This window comes from Mesorhizobium sp. Root552 (assembly GCF_001427285.1).
Classification (GTDB): domain Bacteria; phylum Pseudomonadota; class Alphaproteobacteria; order Rhizobiales; family Rhizobiaceae; genus Mesorhizobium.
The window spans coordinates 60452-69557 of record NZ_LMFV01000009.1 but is presented as its reverse complement, the minus strand read 5'-3'; the positions used below and the strand labels follow the sequence as shown (position 1 = coordinate 69557).

At 61.2% G+C, this 9106-nt stretch carries 11 protein-coding genes; 4 read left to right on the top strand and 7 right to left on the bottom strand.

Features of this window, described 5'->3' with window-relative positions; translation table 11 throughout:
* Positions 1-406 precede the first annotated feature (406 nt).
* Together ASD50_RS05585 and ASD50_RS05580 are read right to left on the bottom strand one after the other, a co-directional pair.
* Complete coding sequence (locus ASD50_RS05585) at positions 407-862, bottom strand: cyclic nucleotide-binding domain-containing protein (protein ID WP_056237168.1); 456 nt, start codon at positions 860-862, stop codon at positions 407-409.
* A gap of 86 nt (positions 863-948) precedes the next feature.
* Positions 949-1632, bottom strand: coding sequence for a response regulator transcription factor (locus ASD50_RS05580; RefSeq protein WP_056237167.1), 684 nt, complete (start codon positions 1630-1632; stop codon positions 949-951).
* Positions 1633-1772: 140 nt separating this feature from the next.
* Here ASD50_RS05580 and ASD50_RS05575 point away from each other — a divergent pair, with 140 nt between their 5' ends.
* Positions 1773-2321: a L,D-transpeptidase family protein gene (locus ASD50_RS05575; protein WP_244484441.1), complete on the top strand. Its 549-nt coding sequence runs from the start codon at positions 1773-1775 to the stop codon at positions 2319-2321.
* On the opposite strand, the gene ASD50_RS05570 is transcribed toward ASD50_RS05575, so the two are convergent.
* From ASD50_RS05570 to tsaD, 5 genes are read right to left on the bottom strand one after another with little or no spacing between them, the layout of a single operon-like run.
* Positions 2314-2973, bottom strand: coding sequence for a class I SAM-dependent methyltransferase (locus ASD50_RS05570; RefSeq protein ID WP_082549499.1), 660 nt, complete (start codon positions 2971-2973; stop codon positions 2314-2316). The two genes, ASD50_RS05575 and ASD50_RS05570, sit on opposite strands and share 8 nt — an antisense overlap.
* Positions 2974-2975: 2 nt before the next feature.
* Positions 2976-3401: an EVE domain-containing protein gene (locus tag ASD50_RS05565; protein WP_056237163.1), complete on the bottom strand. Its 426-nt coding sequence runs from the start codon at positions 3399-3401 to the stop codon at positions 2976-2978.
* Between the two features lie 33 nt (positions 3402-3434).
* The gene (locus ASD50_RS05560; protein WP_056237161.1) at positions 3435-3728 is read right to left on the bottom strand and encodes a YciI-like protein; all 294 of its coding nucleotides are present in this window, start codon (positions 3726-3728) and stop codon (positions 3435-3437) included.
* Positions 3729-3751: 23 nt separating this feature from the next.
* A complete protein-coding gene (locus ASD50_RS05555) occupies positions 3752-4753 on the bottom strand; it encodes an NAD(P)H-dependent glycerol-3-phosphate dehydrogenase (protein ID WP_056237159.1) in 1002 nt (333 codons plus the stop codon).
* A complete protein-coding gene (gene tsaD, locus ASD50_RS05550; protein WP_056237183.1) occupies positions 4750-5838 on the bottom strand; it encodes a tRNA (adenosine(37)-N6)-threonylcarbamoyltransferase complex transferase subunit TsaD in 1089 nt (362 codons plus the stop codon). The genes ASD50_RS05555 and tsaD overlap by 4 nt, the downstream gene beginning before the upstream one ends.
* Positions 5839-5935: 97 nt before the next feature.
* On the opposite strand from tsaD, the gene hemC reads away from it, so the two are divergent.
* The 3 genes from hemC (at position 5936) to ASD50_RS05535 (ending at position 9101) form a co-directional block, all read left to right on the top strand.
* Entirely contained in the window at positions 5936-6862 is a 927-nt protein-coding gene (hemC, locus tag ASD50_RS05545; RefSeq protein WP_056237157.1) for a hydroxymethylbilane synthase, read from the top strand.
* Positions 6783-7577: a uroporphyrinogen-III synthase gene (locus ASD50_RS05540; protein ID WP_320410597.1), complete on the top strand. Its 795-nt coding sequence runs from the start codon at positions 6783-6785 to the stop codon at positions 7575-7577. Before hemC ends, ASD50_RS05540 begins: the two co-directional genes overlap by 80 nt.
* 108 nt (positions 7578-7685) lie before the next feature.
* Positions 7686-9101 (top strand): COG4223 family protein, encoded by a 1416-nt coding sequence (locus tag ASD50_RS05535; RefSeq protein ID WP_056237151.1) that lies wholly within the window; start codon positions 7686-7688, stop codon positions 9099-9101.
* The last annotated feature ends 5 nt before the right edge of the window (positions 9102-9106 follow it).

Sequence of the window (9106 nt, the reverse complement as noted above, 5' to 3'; positions counted from 1 at the left end):
CGGCTGGGTGATGAGCCCCCAAGTCCGGGCCTTGATCGGGGCTTTCAGCGTCATTGCTGCCCCCGGTAAGGCAAGACCACCGGACGGGCGGCCGCAAGGCCGCATACTTTACCTAAACGAGCGACCGAACGGCCGCCCGTCCTCCCGACCTCAATCGAGGTCAGTTCTTTGACAATGGCCAGACGGCTTTAGCCGGGCGTGGCAACCATAAAGCACGACCTCCGATAGCCGTCTGGCCATTCCTCGGGGTCCCCGCCAGCGACGAGCGAAGCGAGAGAGCTTAAGGGCGGGGCAAGGAATCGTCACCGCCAGCCACGAGCATAATGAGGAGCTTAAGAGCGGGGCACAGAGTCCCAGACGGCATTTGCCGGGCGTGGCGATGAATAAGTATGTGCAAGCCGGCAGGTCAGGCCGAGAAGCGCGGTGCGACCTGTTCGATCCGCTCTATGAGCGCCTGGAATTGCGCCAGGATGCGTTGGTGCAGTTGCGCCGCGAGGTCAGGGTATTCTTCGAGGATACGCCGGAACATCTTGCGGCTGAGGCGCAACACTTCTGAATCCGTGGCGGCCGAGGCGCTGGTCAGGCGCTTGGTGTCGGCGATCAGCGCCAGTTCTCCAAGGATTGCGCCGGGGCCGGCATTGGTGATGGGCACACGGTTTTCGTCCGCTTCACGATAAAGAACGATGCTGCCGCTGACGACGATATAGGCGCAGTCGGCTTCGTCTTCTTCGAGGTAAAGCTTGCGGTCCGCGTGAACAACGGTCGTCTCTGCGCCAAAGGCAAGCAGGCGCAACTGCTCCTGCGTGAAATCCGCGAACAGTTCTACGGCAGATAGGATGCGAATGTCGTCATCCAGCGCCATCAGCTATGTCCCCGTACCGACAGGTCGCTTCCCCTCTTAGCGCGACACCGCTCCGAATCGCACTTGGTCAATAAACGTCAAATTGCTTAAGGAACAAGCTTGTAGCCGCCGCTTTCCGTCACAAGAATTTCCGCGTTGGAGGGATCGCGTTCAATCTTCTGCCGCAAGCGATAGACATGCGTCTCCAGAGTGTGTGTGGTCACGCCCGAATTGTATCCCCAAACTTCCTCGAGCAGAATATCGCGGGTTACCACCTTCTGTTCGGCGCGGTAGAGATATTTGATGATCGAGGCTTCCTTTTCGGTAAGCCGCACCTTGCCGCCGCGCTGGTCGATCAGAAGCTTCTGGCTCGGCTTGAAGGTGTAGCCGCCGACGGAGAAGGTGGCGTCCTCGCTCTGCTCGTGCTGGCGCAGTTGCGCCCGGATGCGGGCAAGCAGCACGGCGAAACGGAACGGCTTGGTGACATAGTCGTTGGCGCCTGCTTCAAGACCAAGGATCGTATCCGAATCGGTGTCATGGCCGGTCAGCATGATGATCGGCGCCTTGTAGCCGCCCTTGCGCAGCATCTTGACAGCCTCGCGGCCATCGAGATCGGGCAGGCCGACATCCATGATGAGCAGGTCGATCAATCCCGTGCGTGCGGCCGACATGCCCTTGGCGGCTGTCGCTTCCTGCAACACGTCGAATTCCTCGTAGAGCGAGAGTTGCTCGACGAGCGTTGAACGTAAATCTTCGTCGTCGTCGACAATCAGTATGGTCCGAGAAGTCATGGATCAATCCGTTGTTTTGAAATGTTTTTTGCAGCCATCAGTTGACCGTTGTCCATTTATGCGGAAGCTGACCGGCAAAACAGCAGATCAAAGTGATTTGTTCCGTGACCAGATCATACCTGAAAAATCGCGGGCGCAATGTGGCGGATGCAACTTTCCGTTCGGGCCTTGGAATCCTTCTTGTCCGCGCGAAGCCGGGCAACCAGAGCAAAGGCTTCCTGCAAGCCGGAAATCTGGTGTTCCCCTGCGCGCTCGGCAAGGGTGGCATATCGGCAAACAAGCGCGAGGGCGATGGCGCGACGCCGCTCGCTTCCATGCGCCTGCTTGGTGGCTATTTCCGCAACGACCATTTTGCAAAGGGGCGGAAAACCCGGTTGCCGATGGCGCCGATCGGGCCGGACCTTGGCTGGTGCGAGGTGCCGGAAGACCGCAACTACAACCGCCCGGTGCGCATCCCCTATGGAGCCAGCCACGAACGGATGCGCCGCGACGACCGGCTCTACGATGCCTGCCTTGTGCTCGACTGGAACATTGCGCCCCGCAGGCGCGGGCGCGGCAGCGCCATCTTTTTCCATCTGGCGCGGCCAGGCTTCACGCCAACGCTCGGCTGCGTCGCCGTCACGGCGCGCACGATGGCGCGGCTGCTGCCGCTTCTTTCCGGCCGGACGGTGCTGAAGGTCGTCAGATAGCGGTTGAGACAAACCGCAAGACGGTGGTTTTCTTGACCTCGGCATCTTCCAGAACGCGCGTCACCGGCACTTCATACATTGCCAGTTTCTCAAAACCGGATTTCGGCAGGTAGGCGCGACCGGGGTCGCCGACGAGAATTGTCGCGCCACGGCTTTTGAGCGCCGAGAACCAGGGAATCAGGCGCTCGGCAAACGGTTTTTCGTAGAAGACGTCGCCGGCCAGCACGACGTCCCAGCCTGCATCGGTATCCACGCAGTCGGTACCGACAAAGCCGACATCGACACCATTGGCGTGCGCGTTCAGCTTGATCGCCGTTTCACAGAAGGGATCGATATCGGCAGCGGTCACCTCGGCAGCACCTGCCTTGGCAGTGGCAATGGCGACCAACCCGGAGCCGGATGCGAAGTCGAGCACTCTTTTGCCGCGAACAGTCTCGGGATGGTCGAGCACGTAGCGGGCGAGACCCTGACCACCAGCCCATGCGAAGGCCCAGAACGGTGGCGGCAGGCCGATTTCGGCAAGCTCTTCCTCGGTCCGCAGCCAAAGATCATGCGCTTCGTCGGCAAGATGAAGCAGAATTTCCGATACATGCGGCGGTGCAAGCAGCGCAGTGTTGTCGCGAATGAATCGCTGTGCTGTTTGCGGGGTCAACCTCACGGTGCGGGATCGATACCGCCCATACGGCAGACTTCCTTCCACTCGGCCGATGTTACCGGCTGCACCGAGAGGCGTCCGAGCCGCACCAGCGCCATTTCGGAGAGCTTCGGATGGGCCTTGATGTCGGCCAGCGTCGGAGGGTTAGGCACATCGCGCACGGCACGGATATCGACGCATTCCCAGCGCGGATCGTCGGTTGTGGTGTCATGATGGGCAAGCGCACATACCTCGGCGATGCCGACGATATTGAGGCCTTCATTGGAGTGATAGAAGAAGCCAAGATCACCGACCTGCATCGCTTTCATGTTGTTGCGTGCCGCATAGTTGCGCACACCGTCCCATTGCGTTCCCTTGGAACCAAGTTTCTTCAACTGTTCGAAGGAAAACTTGAACGGCTCGGACTTGAACAGCCAGTAATTCATTGCGCGCTCCCCGTTTTTGGCCTGTTCGAGCCGTTATGCCGACGGCTTGTTGAAAGCCCAGTTCCAGGGCTGGATTTCGACGCTCTGGAACAGGCCCGCCTTTGCATAGGGATCGCTTGCGGCGATCTTTTCGGCATCTGCCCGATCCGCAGCCTCGATGACGACAAGGCTGCCGTTGGGCTTGCTGTCCGCGTCCAGGAAGGGGCCGGCGAAGGCGAGTTTCTTTTCATCGTTCAGGCCGTTGAGGAAAGCGACATGGTTGGGTCGCGTGTCCATGCGGATCTGCAGTGCGCCGGGCTTATCCTTGCAAATCAATGCGAACAGCATTTTTGGATATCTCCTTGTCAGGTCTAAAGGTCGTTTTCATTTTTCAAAGGCCGGGCCATCAGCGCCGATACGGCTTGATCGATGGTGACGGTGCCGTCCAGAATGGCCGCGGCGGCCGAGATGATGGGGGCGTCTACCCCCCGTTCCGCAGCGATGCGTGCGGCTATGGCGGCGGTCGCGACACCCTCGGCCAGCGGCCGGCCGGCAAGCGATTCGCCACGGCCCAAGGCGAGGCCATAGGCAAAATTGCGCGACTGGGTCGAAGAGCAAGTGAGAAGCAGGTCGCCGAGGCCGGACAGGCCCATCAGCGTTTCGGGTCGTGCGCCGAAGGCCGCTCCAATGCGGCGCAATTCGACGAAGCCGCGCGTGACCATCGCGGCCTGCGCACTCGCTCCAAGGCCGGCGCCGGTGACCGCACCGGCTGCTATGGCGAAAACGTTCTTCAGCGCGCCGCCAATCTCGACACCGGTCACGTCATCACTGGAGTAGCAGCGCAGGTTCTGGGCCGAAAAACGGGCAGCAAGTTCGGTTGCCAACGCCTCTTTGTTCGCCGCCACCACGACCGCCGTCGGAAGACCTCTTGCAACATCGACGGCGAAGCTCGGGCCAGAGAGGACGGCAACAGGGTTTTCAGGCAACGTCTCCGTTACGATGGAGGACAGAAGCGCCCCGGTTTCGCGCTCTATGCCCTTGGCACACAGCACAAGCGGCACCCCAAGGGGAATATGTGGCTTAGCTTGTGCCAGAACCGCGCGCAAAGACTGTGCCGGCGTCACCACGAGCACGCAATCGGTGCCAGAAAGCGCTTCGCCGATATCTGTCGTTGCGGAGATGCCCTTGTCGAGAGGTATTCCCGGTAGGTAGCGGGGATTTTCGCCGCGTCCGATCGACGCCACCATTTGAGCATCGCGCGCCCAAAGCCGGACCGAATGGCCGGCGCGCAGCATTGCAAGGCCTAGCGCAGTTCCCCACGCGCCGCCGCCCAGCACAGTGGTCCGCCAGATTGTTGGGTTGCTTGCCGTCATGCCTTGGCTCCGCGTCGACCTGAGCCAACGACGGGCGTCGAGATAGTATCGAGTGGCCAGCGCGAGCGCGGCACGAAGTCGAAGGCGTTGTCGTCGTCAACGCCGGAGTTGAGATGCTCGATGCCCGCCCAGGCGATCATGGCGGCGTTGTCAGTGCAAAGGTTCAAAGGCGGCGCGACGAAACGGAAGCCGTCCTCCAGGCAAATTTTCTCAAGCGCCTGCTTTATCGCCCTGTTGGCAGCAACGCCGCCGGCAACCACCAATGCCGGTGTGCCGGCGTCAGGAAATTCCTCGCGGAAGCGGGCAAGTGCACGTGCCACGCGATCCGTGACTGCATCGGCCACCGCAGCCTGGAAGGAAGCGCAGATATCGCAAACCTCCTGTTCGGTCAGCGGGGCAATGGCCGTCGCTGCTTGCCGTACGGCGGTCTTGAGACCGGAGAAAGAGAAATCCGGCTGAGCCGAACCCTTCATTGGCCGCGGAAAGCTGAATCGTGAGGCATCGCCCTTGACTGCTGCCTTCTCTACATTGGGGCCACCTGGATAGGGCAGGCCGAGCATCTTCGCTGTCTTGTCGAAGGCTTCACCCAAGGCATCGTCGATGGTGGTCGCCCATCGCTGATAGTCGCCGACGCCGGCAACACGCACGATCTGGGTGTGGCCGCCGGATACGAGCAGCAATAGATAGGGAAAATCCAGATCACCGGTAAGCCGGGCGGTCAGGGCATGGCCTTCGAGATGGTTGATAGCGATCAGGGGCTTGCCTGCAGCTGCTGCAACCGCCTTTGCCGTCATCAGCCCCACGATCAGGCCTCCGACCAAGCCGGGCCCGGCTGTCGCTGCTACGGCATCAATGTCGGCGAGGTCGACGCCTGAATCAGCCAGTGCAGCTTCGATGATGCCGTCGAGCGCTTCGACATGAGCGCGAGCGGCGATCTCGGGTACGACGCCGCCGAATGCGGCATGCTCCCCGATCTGGCTCAACACGATGTTGGAAAGAATTTCAGGCTTCGAATCGTTCGCCAACGAGACGACGCTTGCTGCTGTCTCGTCGCAACTTGTCTCAATGCCCAGTACACGGATCAATTCGTCGCAAACCTTCAACATTGCCCGGCCGGGCTTTCCCCGATAGGAGGAAGCTTGCCAAGCCTTGCCAGCCGGGGGTTATCACGGACCGCGCGTCATGCAAACTGTATTGAAAATTGGAACGCGCGCCAGCCAGTTGGCGATGGCGCAGGCGCATGAAGCGCGCGCCAGGCTGATGAAGGCGCACGATCTGCCCGAATCCGCGCTCGAGATCGTGCCCATCACCACTACCGGCGACCGCATCCAGAACCGCCCCTTGTCGGAAGCCGGCGGCAAGGGCCTGTTCACCAAGGAACTGGAAGAGGCGCTTTACGATCAGCGTATCGATATTGCCGTACATTCGTCAAAAGATATGCCGACCGTCCTGCCCAAAGGTTTGGAGCTTTCCACCTTCCTGCCTCGGGAGGATGCACGCGACGCCTTCATCGGCAAGACTGCAAAGTCCATCGTCGATCTGCCAAAGGGAGCGAAACTGGGTTCGTCATCCCTGCGCAGGCAGGCATTGATCCGGCGGATCAGGCCAGATCTCGATGTAGTGCTGTTTCGCGGCAATGTGCAGACGCGCCTGCGCAAACTCGACGAGGGCGTTGCGGAAGGAACGATACTGGCGCTGGCCGGCTTGAGGCGGCTCGGCATGGAGCATATTGCCAGCGATGTGATGGGGCTTGACGTTTTCCCGCCTGCTCCCGGGCAAGGGGCGATCAGCATCGAAAACCGCATCGGCGACGATGTGGTTGCGCAGATGCTCCGGCCGATCCACCACGTAGAGACCGGGCAGGCCTTGGCTTGCGAACGCGCATTCCTGGCGTCGCTCGATGGCTCCTGCAGGACACCCATTGCCGGTTATGCGACCGTGGCGGATGGCAGGCTGAACTTCAAGGGTTTGATCATAACGCCGGATGGAACTCTCTGGCACGAGATCGCGGCGGAGGGCGAAGCCGGGAATGCGGCAGTCATCGGCAGGCAAGCGGGTGCCGACATCCGCGCCATGGCCGGTCCGCAGTTCTTCGAAGGCTGGTTCTGACATGCGTCGCGTGTTGATCACGCGACCTGAGCCGGGGGCCAGTCGTACGGCCGAGAAACTGGTGGAATTGGGTTTCGAGCCGGTACAATTGCCGCTGTCCGAGACAAGGCCACTGTTTCCAGGGCGAAGTGCAGTGCCGGCTGATGCGGCCGCTGTTGCCGTCACCAGCGCGAATGCCATCCGTCATGCCGCACCTGAACTGCTTTCCGCTCTTTCCAGCCTTCCGTGTCATGCGGTGGGAAGAAAGACCGCTCAAGCCGCGCGGTCAGCGGGATTTTCCTTGGTTCGTGAAGGTCCGGGCGAAGCGCTGGCATTGGCCGACCAGATCGCCGCGTCCTTTTCCGGGACCTTGGTCTATTTGTGCGGACGGGTTCGCTTTGCCGGGTTCGAGGATCGGCTGGCGGGTTCAGGCGTCAGGGTCCATCCATTGGAGAGCTACGATACTGTCAGTTTGGAGTACTCCAACGAGGCCGTTTCCGGTCATTTGGCTGATCGGCCCATAGATGCAGTCTTGTTGTATTCGGCAAAGGCGGCTCATGCCTTCGGCATGCTGGCCGCGCGGTCGGGGACGCGCCATCTCTTTGAAGAGGCAAGCATTTTTGTTCTCTCAGAGAGAATTGCAGCGGCGCTAAGGCAGCAAGATTGCCCCGCCGCGTCGGTGGCGGCGGAGTCGACGGAACAAGCGCTGTTGACGCTTTTGAGCGCGCGGCGCTGAGGCGCGTCATCACACCGCCCCTTTTCACGGCTTTGAGGTGTGATAGACCTCTTTCGCAATCCATTGCCGCTTGGCGGTAAAGACGAACCGAGTTTTGGGGAGCCAGGCATGGTGAAGACGCCGAAAACGCGCCATTCGAAAAGGGCGAGCGATCCGGTGACGATCGACCTTGAGCCGGGTGCCGTTTCGCGAATCGCTGACGACAAGGCTCCAATTTCAAACGATGAACCGGCTGTGGAAACGGTGCAATCGGATGTGGTCGTCGATAACGGCATCGAGCAAAGCAAAGACGCCGAGGCTGCGCCGGCCGCTGCAGAGGACGCTACAGAGGCAAAAGAGAGTTCGGGGCGCGGCAGTTTCGACTATTCTTTTGAGGACCAGCCCCCGAAGTCGACGGCGGACTGGCCTTCGAGCAATGCCTCTGGAGAGCCTTCGCCGAATTGGGGGAAGGCGGATGACGCAAGTGCTACCGGTGCTCGCCAGCCAAGAGCCGCTCGTGGTGGCCGGAGCGGCATCGGGGCAGGTATTCTGGGTGGCGTCATTGCGCTTGCCGGAGCCGGTGCGCTCCAGTTTGCCGGCATCCTTGGCGCGCCGGGTTCCGCCGCTCTGGATGGCGTGAACAGCCAGGTCGCGTCTTTGCAACGGGAAATCACCGCCCTTACGGAGTCGCAAAACGGAGGCGATGCGGTTGCCAGGATCGGTGATCTATCGCAAGCGCTGGATCAGGTCAGGACGGACCTTGCGGCCTTGAAATCTTCCGTCGAAACAAGTGCGCCGGCGGGTGGCGAAGAGGTTGCCGCGCTGACGGCCAAGGTTCAGCAAGTCGAGGCGGCTGTTACGGCGCTCGGTGAGGCGGCGAAGGTTGAGCCGGTCGACCTTGCGCCGGTCAACGAAAAGCTCGCCGCGCTGGAGGCGTCGGTGAAATCCGCTGCCGATGCCGCAACGGAACAGAACAGTCGCCTGACGGCATTGGAACAGTCCATCTCGACACTTTCGACGACGGTCGAGGCGCAGGCCTCACAGCCCAAGATCGCGCTGGCGATTGCGGCCTCGGCGCTGAAGTCGGCGCTTGACCGTGGTGCGCCATTTGCCGCTGAGCTTGAAACCTTTGCGGCAATTGCTCCCGACGCGCCGCAACTGGCCACGCTGAGGGCCTATGCCGAAAAAGGCGTGACCGCCCGCGCCGAGATCGCGGCAGAGACAGATGCCGCCGCCAACGCGATGATCGCTGCCGCAAGGCCGGTCGACGAGAATGCCGGTTTTGTCGAACGCTTGATATCGAGTGCGGAATCACTGGTGAAGGTGCGCCCGATCGGAGCCGTTGAGGGTGCAGGCGTTCCCGAAACGGTCGCACGCATGGAAGTCGCGGTCACGCAGGCTGACTATGCCAAAGCGCTTGCTGAATATGAGAGCCTGCCGGACGCTGCAAAGGCCGCGGGAGCTGAATTTGCCGGCAGGCTGAAGGCCCGCATGGAAGTCGAAGCGCAGATCGATGCGCTGATTTCCAGCGCGATGAAGACGTGAGGCGC